Source organism: Foetidibacter luteolus (assembly GCF_009650435.1).
Lineage (GTDB): Bacteria > Bacteroidota > Bacteroidia > Chitinophagales > Chitinophagaceae > Foetidibacter > Foetidibacter luteolus.
In genome coordinates, this window is record NZ_VVIP01000016.1 from 98,095 (window position 1) to 122,751 (window position 24,657).

The window sequence follows — 24,657 nt, forward strand, 5'->3', positions numbered from 1 at the left end:
TATTAACAGCCTGGGACTACTCCATTTCCGCAATAATAAGTTCTGCTATGTCAAGTACTTTTACTTCATGATCTTTTTCGCGGCTTTTTACACCGTCGGTAATCATGGTATTGCAAAACGGGCAGGCAGATGCTATAACATCCGGCTGCAGGCTAAGGGCTTCGTCGGCCCGTTCGGTATTAATGCGATGGGTGCCGGCCTCTTCTTCCTTAAACATTTGAGCGCCGCCGGCGCCGCAACAAAGTCCATTCGTGCGGCAGCGTTTCATTTCCACCAACTCCGCGTCTAACAATTCCAGCACCTGGCGGGGTGCTTCGTAAATATTATTGGCCCGGCCCAGGTAACAACTGTCGTGGTAGGTTATCCGTTTGCCTTTAAAGCTTCCGCTTTCTTTCAGCTTTATTTTTCCTTCGTTAATCAACTGTTGTAAAAAAGTGGTATGGTGCAAAACTTCATAATTACCACCCAACTCCGGGTACTCGTTTTTTAACGTGTTGAAGCAGTGGGGACAAGCGGTAACAATTTTTTTTACATTATACCCATTAAGCACCTGTATGTTGTTGTAAGCCATCATCTGAAAGAGAAACTCATTGCCGGCCCTTCTTGCAGGGTCCCCGGTGCAGGCCTCTTCTTTGCCGAGTATGGCGTATTTAATTTGCAGTTTGTTAAGTATAGCGGCAAATGCTTTTGTTATTTTCTGGGCACGCTGGTCAAAGCTGCCGGCACAACCCACCCAAAAAAGAATGTTGGGTGTTTCTCCATTCATCATCATTTCGGCCATGCTGTTAATTTTCATTGGCGTTGCTTTGCCTCAAAAATAGAGATTATTGCAGTGCGTAAAAGAATTTTAAAAATAGATATAACCGATAAGCAAAACTTTGTAACGTATGCACATAAGCCCCGTTGCCCCGGCAACGGTGAAGTAAAAGTTTCTGCGCCGCAGGCGGCAGAAACAAACTACACTGTGGGAAAAGCTGCATAGCGAATCTAACCGTACAAGAGTGCGACGCAACGGCTGCCTAATTGGAGTTCCTGTAGCCGGGCTCATAAAAATGTTTTTATCATACAAATGTCATCCCCCTTCAGGGGATGGGGGTGTTCCTGTAGCCGGGCTAATGAAAAAACACTGTATGGCCATTGCTGCTATATGGTCAGGGTTTTTTGAATAAATGATACCGGTATATTTGCCGCCAATGAATTTGCTGTTTGCTGCTTTTATGGGTATGCTGGTTAGCTTTCTGGGGCAATTGCCGCTGGGCAATATGAGCATTACGGCTACACAGATTTATATACAGGAAAACCTGAAAAATGCCTGGAAGTACGCTGTTGGCGTTGCCATTGTGGAGGTAGTTTACCTGCGGCTGTCTTTAAAAGGCGTTGACTGGATAATGCGGCACCAGCTTTTTTTTGAAGTGTTGGGATGGTTAACAGTGGTACTGTTCCTTGTGCTTGGCGTGGCCAGTTTTTTAACCGCCAGAAAACAGGCTGCCGGCAAAAAAGCATTGTTGCTGAATAACAATTTAAACCGCTTTTTATTAGGCATGAGCATGAGTGCCCTTAACCCGGCACAGATACCCTTTTGGTTTATATGGAGCACTTACCTGCTGGATAATAAGGTGATACAACCTGTAACGTTGCAATACGATTTTTTTACCATAGGTGCTGGTTTGGGCACTATTGCCGGGTTGGCATTATATATACATGGCGGTAACTGGCTTATTACCAAAATGAATACCAGTACTAAAACCCTTAATAAAGTAATGGGTATTATTTTTATACTGAGTGCGCTTATACAATTGTACCGTATGCTTACAAAATAGGCCCGCAAGGCGGCGGCCATTACTGCTTATGGCAACTGCCAGTTCATTTCCTGTTTCAGATATTCAATTACATTGTACACAATAGGGCAGCGGCCATAGTGCATAAAACTTGCAAACAGGCGGTTGGTAAAGCCGGGCAAATGCAAATTGGGAAAACGCCTGCAATCAGCAAAGCGGTGTTCGTATACCGTGCATTGGTTATTGGAAAGAAAATGACAGGGGATGGTATTAACAGCCATTATGCCGCCCGTGCTTTTTTCAATATATTTTTCATCAAAAGAAGCCCTTGACAGCCCCAGGTGCGCTGCAAGGTTATCCGCTTCTTTATCTTCCACATTTATAATAAGGCTGCGGCAGCAATTACCGCAGGCGGTACAATCTATGAGAGGTTCTACCTGGCTGTTGAGAACATTAACCAAAGTATCTACGTGGCCGGCATCCTGCACTTTAAGAAATTCACGAAAAGCATCATTCTCCTCTTCTTTCGTTATTGCCGCACTGCTTATAACAGCAAGACTTGTTTCTGCCTTCATGATGCTTTATTTACAATTATGGCCCGCAAATATATGGGTATCGTTACCAGCTTCAGGATACATTGCCAGCCTCTACCCAGCTAAGTATTTCCAACGCGTAGGTTTTAAGGTTGCGCAGGCAGTCTGCCTTGTCTTCAAAACCTTCTTCTGCCGCTGCTATAATCCTGTTATTGCGGGAAATTCTCCATCTCCAGTGGCTGTTATGGTCCTGGTGTAACTCAATTTTTCGAAACTGAGATTTAGGATGATACATGTTTTGCATGACATTAGATTTTAAAACCTTCAACCAAAAAGCGGGGACAATAACTCAACCAGTGTGGACAAGCATTTCAAAGGCTGATAAAACGAAATTACAGCCGGGGTTGCTAACAGCAAAATAAAAAGGATGCACCCTGCACAAAAAACGTTTGTGGTAAAATATACGGTGGATGGTTATTGTTTGTAATAAAAAGTAAAAGCGTATTTCCTATTTGGGTTTTGAAGGTCGCCAAAGTAAACAACTTCGGGTGTTTGGGAAAAAGTTATCCTGGCCTTAACAGCTCTTGAGATAACAGGCTGTTGCCATGAGGTAATGAACATAAGTGAATCTTTGGCGTACATGCCCAGCGCGGTTTTTGTTATGATTGTTTTTACCAACGGGGCCTGGTGGCTGTTAACTAAAGAGATGGTCATTTTGCAGGCAGAATCTTTGTAAAGAATACCTGCAAAAAAGTTGTTCCATTCACCGGTTTCAGGGTAAACAACCAGTGTATGTGTATCCGGCTCTTCAATTACATAATTACCCTTAAAAATAAGCGGGTCTGTATCCGGTATAGTAAATTCTGTGGAGCGTTCATCAGCGCCCTCTGAAATGGCGGACTTGATGCCATTGAAAGCCAAAAGATTATTAGCGGCAGGCGCTGTAAAAGCATTGCTTTTATTTTCAGCGGACGTACTGCCTTTTGTTACAGATTTGCCAGGGCTGCAGCCCAATAATATTGCAATGAAGGCCGCTAATATTGTAAGCCGTAACATGAAACGGGATTTTGCCTGTAAGCTAAAATTGTTATGAGGGGTTTATTTTTCTCCTGGGGGAGAGGCTGGGCTGGTGCAGGTTTTTCGAAGGGAAGAGATTAAGGCTTCGCCAACAGTGTTTTGGTTAATTATTAATTTGGTTACCCCTACAAGATAAGCGTGTTTGGCCTGCCGTCAAAATTAAATTAATGTATACAGGGGTGTTGCGCCGTACGCAAAATGAAACAGGAATAAAATACAATCTATAACTAACTTTATGCTTCTTATGAAAAGCGCGGTATGAAAAACGCATTTTATATCATTTTGAACATGAAGTCGGGCAGCGATTATGAGACGTTTGGAAAATTTATGCTTGGCAACGACAAGCGGTTTGCAGAAAATTTGTTCAACCGGTTGCAGGGCAGCCGGGTTGTGCAGAACAGCAACCCCATACAGCTTGATTTTGTGGAGATGAAAGATGGATTGCCTGCCAACCTTAATGTAATGTGCTGCAACCTGCAGCAACTTACTGATAATTGCCGGCTGATAACCAAAGAAATATTTAAGATGCTTAATATGGAAACGTTGTAGCGCAGGGCCGTGTTACCAGTTTCGGGTTTTAAGTAAAAAATTTTTAGGGGGTGTCCCTCGGGCCGGGCAGAACTGCGTTCGCAACCTTCGTCAAAGCAACATTTAGTTGCTTTTTCTCGGTTGTGCTATTACTCCGGTACAAAAGCCCTGCTGCGATGGCTTCACCGGGGTAGCCGCTTCAATTCCTCACCCGGTGGTGGTGCCGGCTAATTATTTTGTTTGCAGCATGTTTTTTAACTACGCCAGTCATTACAGCTAACGTGCTAACTCAGTTAAGATAGGGCAGCTCCACATAAAAGACAGAGCCTTTGCCAACCTGGCTTTCAAACCAAAGCTTACCCTGGTGCTCTTCAATTATCTTGTGGGAAATAGAAAGGCCAAGGCCATACGACTCTTCTCCTGATGTGCCGGGCCGCGAACTTTCAGGCGAGAGGGAAAATATCTTTTCTTTTAGTACTGCAGGTATGCCAATGCCGTTATCATGTATGGAAAGCAGTACTTTATGCTGTTGCCTTTGCAGGTAGATTTTAATTTCCGCATTCTCCGGGCTGAATTTGATGGCGTTATTAACGATATTGCTTACTACACGCCACATTTTCTGCCTGTTCAGCAGCAATACAGGATAATCAAGCTGCAGGGTGATAATCTGCTTTTTTTCCCGGGCTTTTGCCCTGAAGAGTTCTGTACATTGTTCAACAAGGCGGCCCATGTTAACCGGTTCTTTGGCCCCCCCTGCAAGTTTAGGGTTGTCGTTAAGCAAGTCTTTAATTAGCGCCATTGAATCTATGCAGGTAGTTTGTATAAGATCAAGTGTTTCCTGCATGTACCGGGGCTGCCCCTTTTTAAGTAACGAATATACCAGCGTTCTTATAGCGCTGATGGGGTTCTTAAGGTCGTGCGCCACCACTTTAACTATACGGTTATTTTCTTTGTGGCTTTGTTCAAGAGAGGTTAGTGTTTTCCGCAGGTCTTCGTTACTGCTTTGTATTTCGGCATTAAGCAGCGTTAACTTATTTACATACCGCGATTTTCGTTTGGAAGTAGACCATACCAGCAATATAACAGAAATGGCCAGTACAATACCGGCAACCGCCGCCATTATGTAAACATTCCTTAGCTGGTTAGCCTGTTTAAGTTTTTCATTGGTGTTTTTTTGTTCGCGGTTTTCAACTTCTCTTCTTATGTCGGTAACATTTAAGGCCTTATCGCGGTTTTCAATAGAATCTCTGATAATATTGGACTTTCGCAGGGCATGCAGGGCTGGATATGGTTTGTGGGTAAGTATGTAATATTCAGAAAGATTTTTGTAAAAGCTTTGTGTCAGCGGGCTAACGCTAAGTGTGTCAGCAAACTGGGGGATGCTTTTAATTATTTCCCCGGCTTTCTTTAATTGCCTGGTTGCTACGTACATTTTGGCCAGTGAGTTAAGCGAAGAAGCGGAGAAAGACCTATCTCTTTTTTGTGTAACAGCCAGGCTTTTCAGGTAAAGTTTTTCTGCCTGTGTATAATTGTTCAACCTTTCCATTACCTGCGCCTGGTTGCCATATACTATGCATTTCATAAGCTCAATATCCGCGGCATGCTGGTTGCTGTAAAGGCTTTCATTTTTGGCCAAATATTCCAATGTGGCATCGTAGTAAAATGTGGCACTGTCTGTTATGCCCGCCAGGTAAAAACAAATGCCGGTATTGTCCATATTTTCCTGGGTGTTAACAAAACCCAGGTAACCGTTAAAGGCACAAGCTTCTGCCATTTGGTATTTGGCTTTAAAAAAAGCGGCGGCCGCCAGGTATTTTTTCTGTGCAAAAAGTATGTTGGCCATGCTTTCGTTATAGGCATACTGCTCGCAATGGTTTTTAACTCTTGCGGAGAGGGTTAGTTTGCCAATGATATAGTATCGTATGGCTTCATCGTAATTTTTCATCAGAAAGTAAGCCTGGCCTTTTGCAAAATGCGCCCTTGCATAAACGGTGGCCAGGTATTCATCTTTGTTTACATAGTGTTCCAGCAGGTTTATGGCGCTGTCCGCATACAGTAATACAGAATCGTAGTTAAAACTGGCTGTTCTGTAGTAAAATACTTTGCGCATGTACTTATTACTGATGTTATCGGGTCCGGGGTTTTTGGCGGCGGCAAAAAAAGAATCCAGGTAACGCATTTCTGCTGCCGTGTAGTCCGGTTCAGCATCCACTTTGTCAAACACATCCTGGTAATAGCCATCGAACCTGTTGCTATAGAAACTGTTGCAGGAAAAAGATGTTGTGGTTAAGAAGAAAAGCAGCACCCACACATGTAAGCCGGGCCGGCATATTGATTTAAGTGTTTCATTCAGGGGCATTACGGAAGTTATTGATGTTGACTGTTATAAAACTTAGCCCGTGGCTTTCAATCAAATATAGCAGATATTTCAGAAGATGCATTATTATTACGGGATTCAAATTTTTGAGTTAACAACTGTATTTTTTACTACCGGAAACGCTGGTTACATTGCGGGCAAGCCCGGTAAAATTACTGTTGCTGATTGGCTGCCGGATTGAAGCGGAAACCCCGCTGAAGCCTTGTGCGCAGGTATTTGCGGCGGAGTTGCAGCGAAAAGCCGGAACAGGAGGCCGGCGGGGCTGCCGAGGCAGAAAGCCCCAAAAAATTGTGCGGGTAAAACAATCTATTGTGTTGCGGGTGCAATTAATTAAGAAAAGGCAGCTCTACATAAAAAACAGATCCTTTGCCTGCCTCGCTGGTAAACCAAAGTTTACCTTTATGTTCCTCAATAATTTTTTTGGATATGGACAGCCCCAGCCCATAGGATTCTTCGCCGGCGGTACCTGTTCTTGCAGTATCCGGCTCTATGGAAAATATTTTATCCTGCAGGGCGAAAGGAATACCTATCCCATTATCGTGAACAGAAAGGAGAACACTGTTGTCCTTTCTTTCAAGCCGTATGCTTATTTCTGAATTTTCGGGGCTAAACTTAATGGCATTGTTTACAATGTTGCTGATAACCCGCCATATTTTTTGCCTGTTCAGCAGTATTACCGGGTGGTCAACCTGCAGCTTGAGCAATTGGTTTTTTTCTTCCGCCTTTCCCTGGAAAAGTTCGCTGCATTGTTCAATAAGGCGGCCCAGGTCAACCAGTTCTTTGCTCACATCAGTAAGTTTGCGTTTATCATTAAGCAGGTCTTTGATAAGCGCTATGGAATCAAGGCAGGTACTGTCTATAAGTTCCAGGATTTCCTTTATTTGGTCTGGCTGATTTTTCTTAAGTAATGAGTGAACAAGTGTGCGTATGGCGCTAATGGGGTTTTTAAGGTCGTGCGCCACTACCTTAACAATGCGGTTATTTTCTTTGTGGCTTTGTTCCAGGGAATTGAGCGTTAGTTGCAATTCCTGGTTTTTCTCCTGTATTTCCATGTTAAGGTTGGTAAGGTCACGCACATATTTTGATTTTCTTTTAAGATTAAACCAAACCAGCAATATGATGGTTAACGCCATAACTACACCTATGCCTGCAACGAGCAGGTAAATGTTCTGTATCTCATTTTCTTTTGTAAGTTTTTCGTTAATGGCCTTTTGTTCCCTATTTTCAAATTCGCGGCGCACATCTGTTTGGTTTAGCTGCCTGTTTCTGCGCTCGAGAGAATCTCTTACCGTATAAGCCTTTAACAAAGCCCGGTGGGCTGCATAAGGTTGCTGTATCGCCATATAGTAATCAGCGGTTAGCTTGTAATAGCTGTCAACCATCAGGCTTATTTCTGTAGTATCTATAAAGGCGGGTATCTCGTTAATTACCTTACCAGCCTTGACCAACTGCCTGGTTTCAATGTAAAGGTTTGCCAGGGCCAACTGTGTAGAACAGGTGTAACGTTTATCTGTAGTACGGGTGCCTTCAAGGCTTCTTTTAAACAATATCTCAGCTTCAGCATATTTCTTGTTACGGTAAAGTATCTGCGCCTGGTTGCCATAAACCACTGCTTTGCAAAGCTCCAGCACGGGTAGGCGATCTTTGGCAAAACGCTGCCCTTTGTCGTTAATGTAATCCAGTGTTTTATTAAAATAATACATAGCGCTATCGTAAACCCCGGCATTAAAGTAGCAAAGGCCAGTATTATCAATATTTTCCTGTGTGCTCATAAAGCTGGTAAAGTCTCCATACACGCAATTTTCAGCGGAAAGGTATTTGAGCCGGAAGAATTCGGCAGCCGCAAGAAATTTCTTTTGTGTGTACAGAATATTTGCCATGCTTTCATAATAAGCAAATAGCTCGCAGGTGTCTTTAACTTCCGCAAGTGCCAGTTTGCCGATAGTATAGTTCCTGATGGCTTCATCGTAATTGGTGAGGCGGTAATAGGCCAGGCCTTTGGCAAAAAGCGTACGGGCATAAAGAACGTTTAGTTTCTCAATATCCCTGTTGTTTTCCAGGAGGTTAATAGCACTGTCTGCATACAACAGGGTAGAATCATAGTCTCCCTTCGTAGCACGGTAGTAATATATTTTGTGCAGGTATTTATTGGCAACATCTTCAATGGAAGGATTTTTAGCCACTGCAAAAACGGAATCCATCTCTGCCATGTGCCCAGCAGTAAACAGGGAAGCTGAGTCAATAGCATCAAAAACATTGGCTACAGCTATGCTATTATTGTTGTGCCGGTTGTTACAGGACAGGCACAATAATATTACAATAGCTAATATATATAAAGGCTGCAGGTTGATTTTCCTAGTTAGAATAATGGCTTCCTGAACGGGCATCGCACGGAAATTAGTGATTATGCTGCAATTTAGCAAAGGCGCTGAGAATGCCAAACCATCCTGTATTTATTAAGAAGAATTAAATCTCCGGCAGGTATTCTGTATGGGCTGAAATAACTTGTGGCTAACCAGGTAAATCATTTCTTACAGTGAATGTTTAAACTGTGCTATAGCTCCAGCATCAGTGTGCCAAAAGCGGAAGGAATATGAAAATCCGGGTCTGTGCTTCCTGGCCGCACCCAGCTAATCCAATGCAGGTCTGCTTTTCCATCGGTAAAGCCTTTACATTCTACCCTGAAAAGCCCTGCCCTTAGGCGGTTGCTTTTCAGGAGACCAAGATTCTCCAACGACTCAATGCTGATTGCCATTTCCACAATATATCCAGTGCTTGTGCGGGACGATTGTATGATTAATTGATTTGCCGGCCATTGCCAGTCGTATTGCATTTTGCGGTAATAACCGGCTGAATAATCCAGCACACGGGCATTGGCATCTATTTCAAGGCAGTAATAAGGTTGCATACTGTCGTTAATATTAAAAAAAATCTCCACCCTGTCAGATGCGCCTGTTTCCAGCTTATCATTGCTGTTAAAGTAAACATTCACCGAGTCGTCTTCTACTGTAAACAAACAATACATCCAGGCGCCATCCCATAAAGCCGAAAAACTTGTGGAAGGCGCTTCTTCCGGTTGCCATGGGTAGGAAAAATCTGTAATACGGTTTGCTTTTTTCCAGGCTTTATCTTTACCCTGGCCAGTAATTTTTATGGAGCCCGCTGGTACCTTCTTTATAAAATATGTTTGGGCATTAACGGAAGAATAATGCAGAAAATAACAACAAAGAAACAGTGTAAGCTTTTTCATTAGATATGTGATAGATATACACTGCTAAATTATAAAAAGAGTAGTACCGTACGATGACATTTCTTGCCGTTAGCGAAAGGCTACATAGCAGCCTTACATGATAATACTATTGTTGTTGGCCGATAAGCCAAGAAAGCTTAGCTGGTAATGACAAACTATTTGGTAAGTTCATACAAGAGATTTTTTTGCAAACCAGTTATATGAAAATAAGTATTGTAACAGCAAACCTTGCGGATATTAATCCTATGCGGAGCCTTTTCCTGCATGAAATAAATTGCCAGTTCATCTGCAATAAATGCCATGATTACGGCTGGGCCGATACCTATCATTTTATTGTGGATGATGTTACCGCCGGGTATGGGGCTGTATGGGGTACAGACAGGAGGGAAGACCGCGATACCATTTTTGAGTTTTACCTTTTGCCATTTTACCGTAAATATGTCAACCTGGTTTTTGCCAGATTTGCGAACCTTACAAAGGCGGTATATGTAGAATGCCAAACCAACGATGTTTTTCTTACGCAGATGCTGTACAGGTTTTGCAATACCATTAAGGCAGAGGCGGCTTTGTTTAATGACGGTAGTTCCACGCATATTATGGGCCCGGGCCTTGAGTTAAGAAAAGTGAGTGGCGGTAGTAATCCTGCCGATTTTGCTTATGAGCTTACGGAAAATGGGATACAGGTAGCGTCCGGAGGTTTACTGGTAAATTACAATCATCCCTACGCGGATATTTATATGGAAGTGAACGAAAAATTCCGCAGGCGGGGCCTGGGCAGTTACCTGGTTCAGCAATTAAAGAAAGAAGCTTATGCAATGAATAAAGTGCCTGCGGCCCGTTGCAATATACACAACGATATTTCCAAAGCCACACTTGAAAAAGCGGGCATGGCGGTATGCGGGTACAGGCTAAAGGGAGATATATTGCCTGTGGAGCAGGTAAGTTGATGCTATTTCAGGAAGATCTGCTCAAATTCAGTGTCTATCTGAAAATGTAGTAAGCCTGCCTGTTTCAGTTTTTCCGCGTCTGTCTCCGCGTCTTTTGCCGGTGTTGCAGTGCGCCGGTAACGCCACGCATTTACCACGCCAACGGCAAGTATATTGTGTTGTTTTGCCCATGCAACATCATCCGCTGTTAAGCCGCTGCCAAAAAGGTAATAATTACCGGAGTGTTAACCCGGTTTTCGCATGTTTTCTTCCAGTTGTTTGCGGGTGCAGCTTAGCTTAAGCTTACCTGTAAAAAAGTCTGTGGATTCATCCGTGCCTATCATCGTGCTTCACCTGCCAGACCATAATGTTGAAGCAGGTTTACCAGCCTTGTAAAAAGTGTGCTGTCAAAACCGTTTATTTTGTTGTCAATCATAACGGCTATTTTGCCTTGGCAATGTTTCAGCACTTCTTCCAGTGTAAATACGCGGCTTCCGTTGGTTTTGTTTTTTAGCTGGCTTATTTCATGCCATGTCATTTCGGTCACCGGTTTATCTACGCCAAAGTAGCGTTTAAAGTTGGCGTATTACACTTTCGGGTGAGGGATTGAAGCAAATACCCGGTGAGGCCATCGCAGTGGGGCTTTGTGCCGGAATATGAGCACAAGCGAGGAAAAGCAACTAAATGTTGCTTTGACAAAGTTTGCGAACGCAGTTCTGCCCGGCCCGAGGTACGAGGCCCCCCTAAAAAGTATTATTGCAGCAAAATATAACAGCCCGCGGCTACACCCTGGGCCGTGCAGTCACGGCTTGTGAAACGCTGGAATGCCCACTTTGCAACCTGCCTTTTACAATTGCCCATTTTATCTATATTGCACCACTTAACTTTCACCTTATGCAACAGATTCTTCAGCAGCTTAACATACAGCAAATCAACAAAGGCGTTTCAACAGGTGGCGAATGGCTGGATAGTACCGGCGGCACTATTGAATCCTACTCGCCGGTAGATGGCCAACTGATAGCCAGTGTGCAGCAGGCAGACAGGCAAGCTTATGACGCCGTGGTAGCCAAAGCGCAGGAAGCTTTTGTTGCCTGGCGTAAAATACCGGCGCCTAAACGAGGTGAGATAGTAAGGCAGGTTGGCGAAGCGTTAAGGCAATACAAGCAGCCGCTGGGCATGCTGGTAAGCTACGAGATGGGCAAAAGCCTGCAGGAAGGCTACGGTGAGGTGCAGGAAATGATTGATATCTGCGATTTTGCGGTGGGCCTGTCAAGACAGTTGTATGGCCTGACCATGCACAGCGAAAGGCCGTTGCACCGCATGTACGAGCAATGGCACCCGTTGGGCGTAGTGGGCATTATTTCAGCCTTTAATTTCCCCGTGGCGGTATGGAGCTGGAACAGTATGCTGGCCTGGGTTTGCGGAGATGTTTGTATTTGGAAGCCCAGCGAAAAAACACCGCTTTGCGGCATTGCCTGCCAAAATATTATTGCTGAAGTGTTTAAGAAGAATGGCGTGCCGGAAGGCGTTAGCTGTATTGTGCAGGGTGGGAGAGAAGTTGGTGAATGGCTGTCTGCTGATACACGCATCCCGCTTGTGTCAGCCACAGGTTCTACCCGCATGGGCAAAGCCGTTGGGGCCGCTGTTGCAGCAAGAATGGGCCGCTCTATACTGGAACTAGGCGGCAACAATGCCATCATCATATCGCAGCATGCGGATATAGATATGTCGTTAATTGGCGCTGTGTTTGGTGCTGTGGGCACAGCCGGGCAGCGCTGCACTACTACACGCAGGCTTATTATACACGAGTCTGTTTACGATACTTTTAAAGCCAAGCTGGTGGCGGCTTACCAGCAACTGCGCATTGGCAACCCACTGGATACAGCTAACCATGTAGGCCCGCTGATTGATAAGGATGCTGTTAATAACTACTTTTCCGCGATAGAGCAGTGCAGCCGGCAGGGCGGTACATTCGCCCTGGAGGGCGGTGTATTAAAGGGCCAGGGTTATGAAAGTGGTTGTTATGTTAAGCCTTGCATTGCCGAGGTAACCAACGAGCTTGCTATTGTGCAGCACGAAACATTTGCGCCTATTCTTTACCTCATTAAATACAAAACCATAGAGGAAGCGGTGGCCCTGCAAAATGGTGTGCCCCAGGGGCTTTCTTCCGCAATTATGACGCTTAACCTGCGGGAAGCTGAATACTTCTTATCAGCAGCGGGCAGCGACTGTGGCATAGCCAATGTAAATATCGGTACCAGCGGCGCAGAAATCGGCGGCGCCTTTGGCGGAGAGAAAGAAACCGGCGGCGGCAGGGAAAGCGGCAGCGATGCATGGAAGGCATACATGCGCCGGCAAACCAATACGCTGAACTTTGGTACCGACCTACCACTGGCGCAGGGGATTACCTTTGATTTGTAAACAGAGTTAGCTGGATACCAGTTGTCGGATACCGGTTACCAGATACCGGTTGCAGGTTACAGGTTGCCAGTCTGTTGAAGAGTAACTTGCGCTGATGTTGTAGAGATGATGATGGTGAAGGAGAAGATACATTGTTTGGAACAGCTTGCCAGATACCGGTTGCAGGTTGCCAGTCTGTTGAAGAGTAAGTTGCGCTGATGTTGTAGGGATGATGATGGTGAAAGAGAAGATACATTGTTTGGAACAACTTGCCAGATACCGGTTACCGGTTACAGGTTGCCAGTCTGTTGATGTGTAAGTTGCGCTGATGTTGTAGGGATGATGGTGAAAGAGAAGATACATTGTTTGGCACAGCATAGCGATGGGTTTGTTGTGATGGCCAAAACTATCCCGAAACTGTTCCCTGCGCCGGAGGCGCAAGGGCAAAACTACCCTTCGGGAAAAGCTGCGCAGCATATCGAAAGTACAAGAGTGCGACGCAACGATGCCTCATGCCTGTATTATCGCCGGGCCCATAGAGAAAAATTTTTGCGAAGCAAAATCCCTTTGGCAGTGAATTGTGAGTGAATGGATCTGCCTGCTCCTACATTTAAAATTCCTTGTTCAATATTCAAAAGGCCCGTACCGCACCAATGTGCGGACGGGCCTTAAGTGTATATGAAGGGGAAATTAGTTTTTCACAAACTTGTATGACTGCCAGCCGTTCTCGTTCTGCATCTGTACGAAATAAATGCCTGCTTTCAATGAAGTCACGTTTAATTCAAGCCTGTTTTTACCGGCAGGGTTATACTGGTTATTGCTGGCTACCGCGCCATTAATACCCACGATGCGTATGTTAACTTTCCCGCTGATGTTGCCATGCGTAACAAACAGTTTGTCCGTTACCGGATTGGGAAAAAGGCTTACCTGCATGTGCTCTACCGCTAAACTTGTTTCCGGGGATGCAAGGGCCGAAAAACCTGTAACAACCGGTTCAGTAACGGTAACAGCTACCTGCTGCTCATCGTAGAGAACGGGGGAACCGTTGTCTGAAACCCTAACCTTAAAGTTGAAACTGCCCGCGGTGGAAGGTGTCCAGCTAAAGGCCCCGCTGGTGGCGTTGATGGTTGCGCCGGAAGGTGCACCAATGAGTGAAAATGTGAGCTTTTGACCGGCATCGCCATCTGTAGCTGCAGCCGTAAAGCTGAGTTTGGAGCCCTTTACTACCGTTTTGCTGGTAATGTTGGCCAGTACCGGGGTATCGGCCACAGCGGTTACATTGATGCTTACTATGGCAGAAGGAGATGCCATGCAACCTACAGACACACGGAAGCTGAATTGGTCTGCGCCATTGTAATTAAGGTTGGGCGTGTAAGTGCGTGTATTGCCGGAGCCTGTAACCTTGCCAAAAAGCGGGTTAACGGACACGCCGTACGTTAGCGGAGAGCCGCCAGTGCCACTTAAAGTGATGGTAACAGATTTATCTTCCTGTACCGTTACAGATTGCGGGGTTGCTACCAGGTTGTTTTTAGGGGCCAGTATCAGGCTGCCGTAAGGGTTGCCACCGTCTTTAATTAAATCGAAATGGCGCAACAGTGTAAAAGTGCCACCTGTGGTAATACGAAACAGTGTGCCTGCGTTATAGGTGCCGCCCAGGCTCGTCATGCCATACATTAAGCCTGTAGAGCCAACCAGCAGGCTGCCTTTGGGTGTTCTGCCATCTGTTGCAGCATTAAAGTGTTTAAGGACGGTAACAGTGCCGGCAGGTGTCATTTTAAATATGGTGCCATAGCCATAAGTGCCGCCGCTGCTGGTAGTGCCATAATAGTTGCCGCCGTTAAGCACCAGGCTGCCCAGGGGATAGCTGCCCTCGGTACCGCTTACAAAGCTGTGCAGCAGGGTAAATACGCCGGCGGTAGTTATTTTGAATGCTTTGGCATTGTTGGAGGTAAGGCCGTATAAGGCGCCATCAGCACCAATAATAAGGTTGCCCTCAGGATTAGAGCCCTCTGTTGCGTATGCCAGTGATTTGAGAATGGTAAAAGAGGAACCTGAAGTATTTATTTTGAATATCGTTCCGCCGGCGGCAGGGCCACCGCTGTTGGTCATGCCGTAGAGAAAACCATCGGCTGCCTGAACCAGGCTACCCTGCGGCGAGCCACCGTCTGTAGTTGCTTTAAGATGCCTGATAACGGTGAATGTACCAGCAGGTGTTATGCGAAAAATTGTACCTGCGCCATTAGAACCACCATCTGTGGTAGTGCCGTAAAAGTTACCATCAGTTGCCTGTATAAGGCTGCCTTTAGGTATGCCGCCGGTGGTGTTTCTTGTAAAAGAAAAAAGAGTGCTTACCGTATTGCCGCATACTTTAAAAATGCTGCCGTTGCCGTTAGCACCACCATCGCTGTTGGTGCCATAGTAGGCGCTGTCTTTGCCTTTGGTAAGCGATTCAAATGGTGCGTTGCCCATGGCTGCGCCGTTAAAGCTGGCCAACACGGTTAATGTACCGGCGGTGGTTACTTTAAAGGCTGTACCACCACCCAGGGGTCCGTTGGCGCTTGTACAGCCATATAACTGGCCGTCTGTGCCGCGGGTAAGCCCACCATTAGGTGTGCTGCCTTCTGTTGCCGGTATAAGGTTATGTATTACGGTAAACGTGCCTGCGGTAGATGTTTTAAAGATGGTGCCGCCGCCGCCAGAGCCGCCATTCCTCGTCATGCCGTACAAAAATCCGTCAGTATTCTGCATGAGGTTGCCGTAAGGGTTGCCGCCATCTTTTGTGGCGCCAAGCGCTTTAATTACAGTGTATGCGCCGGTTGAGGTGGTAAGTTTAAAGATAGTGCCGTTACCGTTAGCGCCGCCGCTGTTGGTCATACCATAGAAGTTGCCGTCGGTAGCCTGTATCAGTTCGCTTTGAGAGCTGCCGCCGTCTGTGGCCGCCTTCAGATGGCGCAGCACGGTAAAAGTGCCGGCGGTGGTTATTTTAAACAATGTGCCATCTCCATTGGCGCCTCCCCAGTAGGTCATGCCGTAAAGAGCGCCATCCTTACCAAGAACAAGACCGCCGTAAGGGCTGCCGCCATCAGTGGCATAGGTAAAGGAGCGTATAACTGTAACGGTGCCTGCAGGCGTCATCCTGAAAATAGTGCCGTAACCGTTGGCGCCACCTTTGTTGGTAAGGCCGTAGAAATTACCATCGTTGGCAAGTGCCAGGCGGCCACGTGGGTTACCGCCATCTGTACCATATACAAAGCTTTTTAGTAAAGTATAAACGCCTGCTGAAGTTATTTTAAAAGCTGTACCGTAGCTGTTTGCACCCCCGGCGCTGGTAAGGCCATAAAAGCTGCCATCGGCACCTTTGGTAAGCTCCCCAAAAGCGTAGGAGCCGGAATTAATGCCGTCAAACTGCTTTAGTATTTTCAGTGTGCCTGCAGGTGTAAGCATAAAAACGGTACCGGTATGGCCGTAGGTGCCGCCGTCACTGGTCATGCCGTAAAAGTTGCCATCGTCACCAGCCAGCAGGCTGCCGTTGGGAGCTATTCCCCAGTCAGCAAACGACTTAACGATGGAGAAGCTGTTGTTGGAAGTGTTGACTGTAAAAGCGGTGCCTCTGCCTTCCGGGCCACCGTTGGATGTTAGACCGGCCAATACATCCTGTGCATTTGCCATATTGCTGCCCAGCAAAAAAAGCAGGGCAAACAGCAGTATTGAAATGAGTGGCTGAACGGGATTAAGCTTTAACGGTAAAGCTGTTGAAAGGTTAGCGTTGCGGGTTGATGCGTTGATGTTTGTCATACAGCAGTATTTTATCATGGTTACAGTATTGAATTATTAACGCCGCAAAGTTTATGTGCCAGCGGTTGTGTACAACATACATTATGCATGAAATGTAAAATGGATGCTATGAGTTGGTGCTGGTGCGATGCGGTAGTTGTAAAACGATGCGATGAAATGTGGGCAAAATGTTGAGGGCGTTTTTATTTACAGGTTGCGCATGCCTGAAACCTACGGCGTGTTACGCTTTTGGGTGAGGGATTGAAGCGGTTACCCTGGTGAGGCACCCCTAAAGGTGGAGGGTCAGCGCTGCCTTGTGCCGGAGTAATAGCAGAACCGAGGAAAAAGCAACTAAACCTTACTTTGACGAAGGCTGCGAACGTAGTTCTGTCCGACCCCTTGCGATAAATTGGGGGCACCCCGTTAGAATAATTTTTTACTACTATGCAGCCGCATGTAACCAGCTAAAATAAATGTTGCGCCAGCACAACATTAAAAATAGTTGAATAAAGGCTTAAAGAATTTATACGCAAAAATCAAGGCATAGAATTTGCTTTTCAGCACCACGAAAATTGTTGTGTGGGTAAAACATTCTACACAGTAATTACACCCAATGTAATTTGATTATTCAGCTAAACATCCTCTAATGAAAGACCAATTTTACACCCCCAAGGGCAAGTTATTGCCCTATGCCAAACGTTTGCTTTGTTGTATCAGTTTTCTATCCCTTCATTATCTCGTAAATGCACAAACCGATTGCGGTTGCACGGTTACGCTTAGCGCTGCCAGTGGTGCATCTTTATATGCCAACGGCACATCGCTGGGTGTAAAACCCGGTGCTACGGTTTGTATAAAGGCAGGAACTTATGATAAACTTTTCTTCCAAAACTTTAATGGTACAGCAGCGGCCCCCATTAAGTTTGTTAATTGCGGCGGACAGGTAAGATCGCACGGTGGTATATCTTTTACTACCAGCAGCTATTTTAAATTTACGGGCACAGGCAGTACAGCCCATACTTATGGTTTTTTAGTAATGCCTGCCAGCGGCCGCTCAGAAAACTTTGGGTTTAAAGCTTATTACAAGACCACTGATTTTGAAGTGGAGAAAGTAGAAATTAACCGCTTTGCCATTGGCCTGATGATTAAGACAGACCCATCCTGCGACGCGGCCACGCAATACGGCAGCAGCTATAAAATGCGCAACGTGTGGCTGCACCATTTGTATGTGCGCAACATTAAGCTGGAAGCGTTTTATTGTGGCTACAGCATGACATCCGCAACGGTTAACTGCAGTGGCGTAAATAAGGTGGTTTATCCGCAATACCTGGAGAACCTGAAAATATCCAACAATATTATAGACAGCACCGGCTGGGATGGGATACAGGTAGGCCACACAGAAAATATGCTGGTGTACAGTAACACGGTTAAACGCTACGGCGTATCTAATGCTGCGGGCCAGAACATGGGCATTATTTTAAACATGGGCGCTACAGGAAAAATCTACAATAACACTGTTGAAAACGGCCCCGGCCCTAACATACAGGTAATGGGCGACGGCAAGATTTACATATACAACAACGTACTTAGAAATGCCGGAAACAACATTGCACAGCAAAACGCCATTTTTGTGGATGACAGGCCTGATACAGGCCCCAAAGGCAGCACGCCGCTTACAGTTTGCATAGCCAATAACACCATAGTAAACCCATCAAAGAATGGTATCTACATGCTTAACTCCAACCGCACTGTTGGTACCGATAACCAGGTATATAATAACCTTACCATACTGCAAAGCAGCACCTACAAACTGTTTAGCAGCAGTGTAACAGCCAGCGCTACCAATAATCAAACTTATATCGGTACTTCTGCCGCAAAATTTGTTGATGCGGCCGCGGCCAACTATAAACTAACAGCCGCCTCGCCCATGGTAAATGCAGGAAGGGATGTATCGGCATACAACATCAAAACAGACCGCGTTGCTGTAGCCCGCCCTCAAAACGGCGCTTACGATATTGGCGCTTATGAGTACCAAACCTCATCAGCAAGGGTTAATACCGCAGAGGAAACCATTGAAGCCATTGAGGCAAACATGGTTGCCGATAAAATTGTTGCCGGCAAACCAGGGTTAACCATAACACCGGTGCCTGCAAGGGATTTTTTAAACATTTACCTTAATGATATGGCAACAGGAAAACTGTACATTAAAATTATGGACGCCGCAGGCAGAACAGCACTTGTAAGCAGCCAGTTAAAAAATACTTTTAATTACCAGGGCAATGTAAATATCTCCGCTTTATCGCCCGGTATTTACTTTTACGATATCGCCGGCGATGGTGTGCGCTACACCGGTAAATTTGTAAAAACAGGCAACTAAAATTGCAGTAAATTATTCAGCCGCAGGCCAAAGCGATATGCTTAAAAGCCTGCGGCTTTTTTGTGGATTTATGAGCCCGGCAGCAGGAACAAATATCAGGCGTCCCTTGCGTCGCACTCTTGTACGTCCCCATCATTGGGCATCATATAAGCGGGTATTAATGACGTAACGGCAATAATCTTTCTGCCCTGCATTTTCATTCTTGCATTGCACTGCGTATATTTATTAAAACATCTCCGCTTTGATACGCGTACGCGATACATGGTTCAGGATTGCTATACCGCTCCTTTGTTCAGTGTTGATTATAGGTAGTTATGGTTTTTTGGAAAAACCATCTTTAAAAATTGCAGGCCGCACGCTGGTATCAGTGTGTACTATTATACTTGTATGCGAAGGTTGCCGGTGGCTTATTTACAAAAGCCGCGATTGGCCAATAATACGTTCCAGAAAAATGCACAGGCTGCTTGTGCTTATACCGGTTGGCCTGTTATATACAACCATTGTTATAGCGGCAGGTACAGCCATAAGAACTTTGCTCCTTAGCGACAGCTTGTACCTTACCCTTCATGTAGATACCGGGCTTAAGGTAAACAACAATGCTATATCCCTTGGGTTGTGGGGATATGCCTTTTTTATATCCGTATTTATCTTTTTCTTTTTTCTTGTTGTGTACGATATTTTTTACCACTATGCCCGGCTGCGCCATGCGGAAAAAGAAAATGAGTTACTGGAAAAAGAAAAGCTCCGGGCGGAGCTTAACCAGTTAAAAGGCGTTGTTAACCCACATTTTTTATTCAACAACCTTAATTCGCTTTCATCGTTAATAGCGGAAAGCCCACCACAGGCAGAGCTTTTTCTTGACGAGCTTACCAAAGTGTTTCGCTACCTGTTGCGCAATAATCAAACAGAACTTGCCAGCCTGGCGCAGGAGCTTGACTTTATACAGTCCTATTATCACATGCTGCGCATACGTTATGGCATGGGGATCAATATTAATTTCCAGGTTAGTGAACAATGCAGGCAATTAATGTTGCCGCCGCTGACATTGCAGTTGCTGGTTGAAAATGCTGTTAAGCACAACCGTGTTCACAAAGACAATCCGTTGATGATAGAACTATCCGATGCTGGCGGGCAAACCCTTGTGGTGCGCAACAATGTTTCTAAAAAGGAAGGAAGGGTAGAATCTACAGGCATCGGGTTGCAAACCATTAATGCCCGTTACAAAATGCTTGGTCGGGCCGGGATAACCGTACAGCATACTGAACATTTTTTTGAAGTAACCATCCCACTTATTGAAGTAGTTGAAAAATCTGCTTTGCCCCCTGTACAGCGCCCCGCTGTGTTAGCCAGTTAAGCCGCCGGTATTGGTACTGCACCATTGATTTACCGGGTAATGTATTGTTTTTTACCAGTAAAAGCAATGTGATAAATAACTTATCAACAGGGTTATTTCACGTTGTATAAACGGTTGGGTGAAAATAATTTAGCTGCATCTTTTAGCCGCGCCAGGCAATTGCCGGTAACCAGGGTATTTCTTTGGAAGGCCGGTAAACATTAGGGGAAAACATTTGTGGCAGGCCGTATTAAAGGCCTGGCATACCCCTAAAAGAAGTAGCCTGAAAATTATGAAAAGAAAAAAATCATTACTATTTTGTTTAACACCTATATGTTTTTTACTGCTTTTATTCACTTTTAAAAATTACAATTATGTCTTTTAATGCAAAACTAAAATTCGGCGGCAAAGATGGTATAGACGTGCTTGCCTGTGATTATGTACTCCGCAGGGATGTGGATGCCAAAGGCCGTCCTTCTTCAGGTGTATATGGCGGCACTATCAAGCTTTCCATCGAGTCTACGGAAGACACTACCATTGTTGAATCTATGGTTAACCAGTACAAGCCGATAGATGGCGCTATCGTTTTTAAAAAGAGCGACGAAGATGCCAAAATGAAGGAAGTTAAATGGGAAAAAGGGTACGTTATTGAGTTTCATGAAGCCTTTGTTGACAAAGCGCAGGACAAAGAAAAAGCCGCCAAGCCAATGCAGATTGATTTTGTTATTTCCGCACAGAAAATTTCCATTGGCAACGCCGAGCATAAGAACGAATGGCCTGCATAAGGGCAATGGTTATTAATTCGTAACGTTATTATCTTAATTGTTTGCCGGTACTGTCTGCCAGATAACTCTCTCCTTTGGCCCTTGTTAATCCGGTTGCCTTAAAAGCAAGCATGCCAGTTTACGTATGTATCCCGGCAGCATTGTTATACGTGGCCTTTCAGCTTAATGCAAATCGTTTTATAAATACATGATATGCAAAACCAGGTTATTGCCGATATAGAAATCGAAGACCGGAAAATAGCGTACTACAGTTCGGTGGTAATACGGCAACAGTTTAATGCGCATCATGAATTCGCTATACGCATAAAGTATGACGTGCTGGAAAAGCTGGGTACGTTCGGGTTGAATAATGCCAAAAAGCTCATTGGTAAATCAGTTGCCATAAAGCTGAAGGAAGCGGATAGTCTGGATGATGCTTACGAATTCAGGGGTATTATCTGCGAAGTAAAGATGGAACAGGCAGACAATTTTATCAGCGATTTTGTATTGCGGGGTTACAGCCCCACCATATTGCTGGAAAATGGTTCTCATCTTTCTTCTTTTTACAAAAAAACATTGAAGCAGGTGGTACAGCAGGTAACGCAGCCTGTTGCCCAGGCCAATTGCCAGGTAAAACTGGCGCCTGTACATACTGCCGCACTTACTTATGTGTGCCAATACAGGGAGAGTGCTTTTAGTTTTTTAAACCGTCTTTCCGCAGACTATGGCGAATGGTTTTATTACAGCGGAAAAGACCTGTTTTTCGGCAAGCCCTCATCCTCCCCGGAGATAGAGATTACCTATGGAGAAGATGTGCAGAACATTGAATTTATGCTGCGCATTCTGCCGCTTGCTTTTACCGGTTACTCCTACATATCCAAAGATGATAAGTTTGTTACTTACGATGCGCCGGATAAAGTGGATGGCCTTGACAGTTATGCCAGCTTTGCCCTGCAGGAATCCGGCAAAATATTTTCAGAGCCTGTAATAACACCGGTTAAACAGCGGATAGAAAGTAAAAGCGATCTGGAGGGTTTTGTAAAAAAACAAAAGGCTGCCATGGCAGCCGGGCTGGAAGTGCTGACAGGCAGCAGCGACAACCCTGCGGTATGCATTGGCGCAATTGCCAATGTAAAAATAGGTGTACTGGATAACAATGTGCTTAGCAAAGAAGATGCAGGTAAATTTCTTATTACAGCAATTGAACACCATCTTGGCGATAATGGCCGATACTACAACAGTTTTGAAGCCATACCGGCTGGACTGGCGGTTGTACCTGTTAAAAATGCATCAACGCCTGTTGCCGAACCACAAATTGCCACTGTAACAGATAATAAAGACCCGGACAATATGGGCCGTGTGCGTGTGCAAATGCTCTGGCAACAACAAAGCGGCGAAATGACCGACTGGCTTAGGGTAATGACACCCGATGCCGGCGGTGGAAAAGATGGCGCCAAAAATCGTGGGTTGGTTGTAGTGCCTGAAGCCGGCGACCAGGTGCTGGTTTGTTTTCGTTACAACGATCCCGACAGGCCCTTTGTTATGGGGAGTATGTTCCATGGCAAAACAGGCGGCGGGGGCGGGCAGGGCAATAATACCAAAAGCCTCAACAGTAAAAGCGGGCATACATTGTCATTGGATGATGGTAAGGGTATCACCATTGTAGATAAATCAACCGGTAACAAAATTGAGATTGATGGCACCAATACCATCACAATAACCGCTTCGCAAAAAATAGAGTTAACCAACGGCAAGTCAACAATTACAATGGATGGAGATACCGTTACCATTACGGCCGCACACGTAAATATCGAAGGAACCGCTGATGCAACTATGCATAGCGGTGATCATGGCTTTTCCTCTAATTCCGGCGGCGATGTATCTGCGAATGGAACCAAAACCACGGTAAGCGGTTCTGCCGAAGTAACCGCTACCGGCGCTAAAGCAACGTTGAATGGCGATGCCGAAGCCACGGTAAATGGCGGTGGCAAAACTACGGTAAGTGCCGGTGGCAAAGTGGCCGTGCAGGGCGCTATTGTAGCATTGAACTAATCAAACTTTTCCAATTATTTCATTTGAAACAAAGTAATCCTATACAGCAGCGGATGGATATGCTGGTTGAAAAGTGGGAAGCAACAGCTTCGCAGCCAGGCGTTAATATTATCCGCATCCATGCGCAGGAAAATGAAAAAGACATGGTGGATGCCTTTTACACTTACCTGCTGGGCGTTGATACGGATAATCATGATGTACCTGTAATTTTCGAAAGCATTTATCATGGTGATGAACAATATACAAAAGCTGTATTGGATGAATTGAAGGAACTGATCCATCTCTGGAATACTTCCAACAAAGATGCGTTGAATATTAAAACAGAACCCCTCAACTGGAATGTAAACTATAAAATCAAAACGGCCGTTCACCCGGCTGCTTTGTTTGTTGAAAACATGAACAGCCTTGCCGGTTATCTTAACATGGCTGATAATACTTTTCTGGTAGCCATTCTCAAAGTTTCTTTTGTGCAGCCTGCTCAATTTTGCCGCTGGCTGGAAGAAGCTTTGAAAGCCGGCATGAATGATAAGTTTAAAATACTGGTGGATGATTCTGCCAACCACCCGTTTTACGAAAAGCTTGCGGCAAAGTACCCTGCTGACATTGCTACGTTAAGGCCAAAACTGGATATGGATAATGCCATGCAACAGGTAGCCGCTATGGGCAACCCGAATGATCCTGCGGTACAATACCGGCAGGCATTTATGAAAATGATGCAGGCCATTGAACAAAGAAAAGAAAGCGAGGCTGTTGCCAATGGAAACGCATGCCTTGAAGTAGCACAGAAAAATCTTGCTAAGAACAGTTATTGGATAGGGCAGGTGATAGCTGTGTATGGTGCTCTTGCCAACGACCAGGTCGGTTACAGAAATTTTAAAAAGGCTATTTCGTATGCAACAAAGGGAGTAGACGCCGCAGAACAGTCTCAGCAGTTAATACCCGACGAATTTGTGCACCGCAAATTCAGGGGGCAGGCCGTTATGATGCGGGCTGCATTGTATGCCGCCGACAAAAATTGGCTGAAGGCTGCCGAAGATTTTGCTGTTGCGGCAGGCCACTACATTGCCACCAACGATGTGATACTCGCCATGGAGGCATACCGCATGCTGGGATATTCTTACGATAAAGCAGGTAATAACGATGCAGCCTGCAAGGCGTTGGAAACAGCTATACAACTGTCTCTGCAGTTGCCCGTTCACATAGTAAAGTTTACCACGTTTGCCGGGGTTGTTGAGCTGCTGCTTAAGATTAATAACCTTAAATACATCAGCCAACAGGAAGTTGAAGAAACCGCTGAAGATGTATATGGTAAAGATTGGCTGAAGGAAATCATGAATTGGAAAAACCCTCATTACGAACAAGTGACAGACCCATCTAAAGTGGTTGCAGCATAAAGAAGGGCTGCCATGTTTCTGCCGCCTGTGGCGCAAGAAACTTTAAGCAACGGCATAACTGAGGAACAAAAGAAAAGACATTATGTACTTAGCTTAA

At 45.3% G+C, this 24,657-nt stretch carries 19 protein-coding genes; 9 read left to right on the forward strand and 10 right to left on the reverse strand.

The genetic code is table 11. The annotated features are described in order from the left end of the window. Nucleotides 1–16 precede the first annotated feature (16 nt). Nucleotides 17–796 carry a (Fe-S)-binding protein gene (locus F0364_RS05065; protein WP_153796676.1) on the reverse strand — a complete coding sequence of 260 codons (780 nt, stop codon included), beginning with the start codon at nucleotides 794–796 and terminating at the stop codon, nucleotides 17–19. 397 nt (nucleotides 797–1,193) lie between these two features. On the opposite strand from F0364_RS05065, the gene F0364_RS05070 reads away from it, so the two are divergent. Continuing rightward, on the forward strand, nucleotides 1,194–1,820 hold the full coding sequence (locus F0364_RS05070) for a LysE family transporter (RefSeq protein ID WP_207632521.1): 627 nt from the start codon (nucleotides 1,194–1,196) through the stop codon (nucleotides 1,818–1,820). A gap of 26 nt (nucleotides 1,821–1,846) precedes the next feature. Here the strand turns inward: F0364_RS05070 and F0364_RS05075 are convergent, their stop codons facing one another. The 3 genes from F0364_RS05075 to F0364_RS05085 form a co-directional block, all read right to left on the reverse strand. Beyond that, a complete protein-coding gene (locus tag F0364_RS05075; protein WP_153796678.1) occupies nucleotides 1,847–2,353 on the reverse strand; it encodes a YkgJ family cysteine cluster protein in 507 nt (168 codons plus the stop codon). 52 nt (nucleotides 2,354–2,405) lie between these two features. Next, a complete protein-coding gene (locus tag F0364_RS05080) occupies nucleotides 2,406–2,615 on the reverse strand; it encodes a YegP family protein (protein WP_153796679.1) in 210 nt (69 codons plus the stop codon). 170 nt (nucleotides 2,616–2,785) lie between these two features. Then, on the reverse strand, nucleotides 2,786–3,367 hold the full coding sequence (locus F0364_RS05085; RefSeq protein ID WP_153796680.1) for a hypothetical protein: 582 nt from the start codon (nucleotides 3,365–3,367) through the stop codon (nucleotides 2,786–2,788). 279 nt (nucleotides 3,368–3,646) lie between these two features. Between F0364_RS05085 and F0364_RS05090 the strand changes: the two genes are divergently transcribed. Further along, a complete protein-coding gene (locus tag F0364_RS05090) occupies nucleotides 3,647–3,937 on the forward strand; it encodes a hypothetical protein (protein WP_153796681.1) in 291 nt (96 codons plus the stop codon). A gap of 268 nt (nucleotides 3,938–4,205) precedes the next feature. Here the strand turns inward: F0364_RS05090 and F0364_RS05095 are convergent, their stop codons facing one another. The 3 genes from F0364_RS05095 to F0364_RS05105 all read right to left on the reverse strand — a co-directional run bounded on the left by F0364_RS05095 (nucleotide 4,206) and on the right by F0364_RS05105 (nucleotide 9,543). After that, the gene (locus tag F0364_RS05095) at nucleotides 4,206–6,275 is read right to left on the reverse strand and encodes a tetratricopeptide repeat-containing sensor histidine kinase (protein WP_153796682.1); all 2,070 of its coding nucleotides are present in this window, start codon (nucleotides 6,273–6,275) and stop codon (nucleotides 4,206–4,208) included. Between the two features lie 344 nt (nucleotides 6,276–6,619). Next, nucleotides 6,620–8,680: a tetratricopeptide repeat-containing sensor histidine kinase gene (locus F0364_RS05100; RefSeq protein ID WP_153796683.1), complete on the reverse strand. Its 2,061-nt coding sequence runs from the start codon at nucleotides 8,678–8,680 to the stop codon at nucleotides 6,620–6,622. Between the two features lie 167 nt (nucleotides 8,681–8,847). After that, nucleotides 8,848–9,543, reverse strand: coding sequence for a carbohydrate-binding family 9-like protein (locus F0364_RS05105; protein ID WP_153796684.1), 696 nt, complete (start codon nucleotides 9,541–9,543; stop codon nucleotides 8,848–8,850). Between the two features lie 200 nt (nucleotides 9,544–9,743). Between F0364_RS05105 and F0364_RS05110 the strand changes: the two genes are divergently transcribed. Further along, nucleotides 9,744–10,490 carry a GNAT family N-acetyltransferase gene (locus F0364_RS05110; protein ID WP_153796685.1) on the forward strand — a complete coding sequence of 249 codons (747 nt, stop codon included), beginning with the start codon at nucleotides 9,744–9,746 and terminating at the stop codon, nucleotides 10,488–10,490. A 319-nt stretch (nucleotides 10,491–10,809) separates the two neighbouring features. Here F0364_RS05110 and F0364_RS05115 read toward each other — a convergent pair whose 3' ends face one another. Beyond that, a complete protein-coding gene (locus tag F0364_RS05115; RefSeq protein WP_153796686.1) occupies nucleotides 10,810–11,007 on the reverse strand; it encodes a PI-PLC domain-containing protein in 198 nt (65 codons plus the stop codon). A 356-nt stretch (nucleotides 11,008–11,363) separates the two neighbouring features. On the opposite strand from F0364_RS05115, the gene amaB reads away from it, so the two are divergent. After that, complete coding sequence (amaB, locus tag F0364_RS05120) at nucleotides 11,364–12,890, forward strand: L-piperidine-6-carboxylate dehydrogenase (RefSeq protein ID WP_153796687.1); 1,527 nt, start codon at nucleotides 11,364–11,366, stop codon at nucleotides 12,888–12,890. A gap of 6 nt (nucleotides 12,891–12,896) precedes the next feature. Here amaB and F0364_RS05125 read toward each other — a convergent pair whose 3' ends face one another. Together F0364_RS05125 and F0364_RS05130 are read right to left on the reverse strand one after the other, a co-directional pair. Next, the gene (locus tag F0364_RS05125) at nucleotides 12,897–13,247 is read right to left on the reverse strand and encodes a hypothetical protein (protein WP_153796688.1); all 351 of its coding nucleotides are present in this window, start codon (nucleotides 13,245–13,247) and stop codon (nucleotides 12,897–12,899) included. A 312-nt stretch (nucleotides 13,248–13,559) separates the two neighbouring features. Further along, on the reverse strand, nucleotides 13,560–16,664 hold the full coding sequence (locus tag F0364_RS05130; RefSeq protein ID WP_207632522.1) for a T9SS type A sorting domain-containing protein: 3,105 nt from the start codon (nucleotides 16,662–16,664) through the stop codon (nucleotides 13,560–13,562). A 625-nt stretch (nucleotides 16,665–17,289) separates the two neighbouring features. Here F0364_RS05130 and F0364_RS05135 point away from each other — a divergent pair. From F0364_RS05135 to F0364_RS05155, 5 genes are all read left to right on the forward strand, one after another. Further along, nucleotides 17,290–19,017: a T9SS type A sorting domain-containing protein gene (locus F0364_RS05135; RefSeq protein WP_153796690.1), complete on the forward strand. Its 1,728-nt coding sequence runs from the start codon at nucleotides 17,290–17,292 to the stop codon at nucleotides 19,015–19,017. Between the two features lie 451 nt (nucleotides 19,018–19,468). Further along, the gene (locus F0364_RS05140; protein ID WP_153796691.1) at nucleotides 19,469–20,371 is read left to right on the forward strand and encodes a sensor histidine kinase; all 903 of its coding nucleotides are present in this window, start codon (nucleotides 19,469–19,471) and stop codon (nucleotides 20,369–20,371) included. A gap of 353 nt (nucleotides 20,372–20,724) precedes the next feature. Then, a complete protein-coding gene (gene tssD, locus F0364_RS05145) occupies nucleotides 20,725–21,135 on the forward strand; it encodes a type VI secretion system tube protein TssD (RefSeq protein WP_153796692.1) in 411 nt (136 codons plus the stop codon). A 192-nt stretch (nucleotides 21,136–21,327) separates the two neighbouring features. Further along, the gene (locus tag F0364_RS05150) at nucleotides 21,328–23,166 is read left to right on the forward strand and encodes a type VI secretion system Vgr family protein (protein ID WP_153796693.1); all 1,839 of its coding nucleotides are present in this window, start codon (nucleotides 21,328–21,330) and stop codon (nucleotides 23,164–23,166) included. Nucleotides 23,167–23,189: 23 nt separating this feature from the next. After that, a complete protein-coding gene (locus F0364_RS05155; protein ID WP_153796694.1) occupies nucleotides 23,190–24,560 on the forward strand; it encodes a hypothetical protein in 1,371 nt (456 codons plus the stop codon). Nucleotides 24,561–24,657 lie beyond the last annotated feature (97 nt).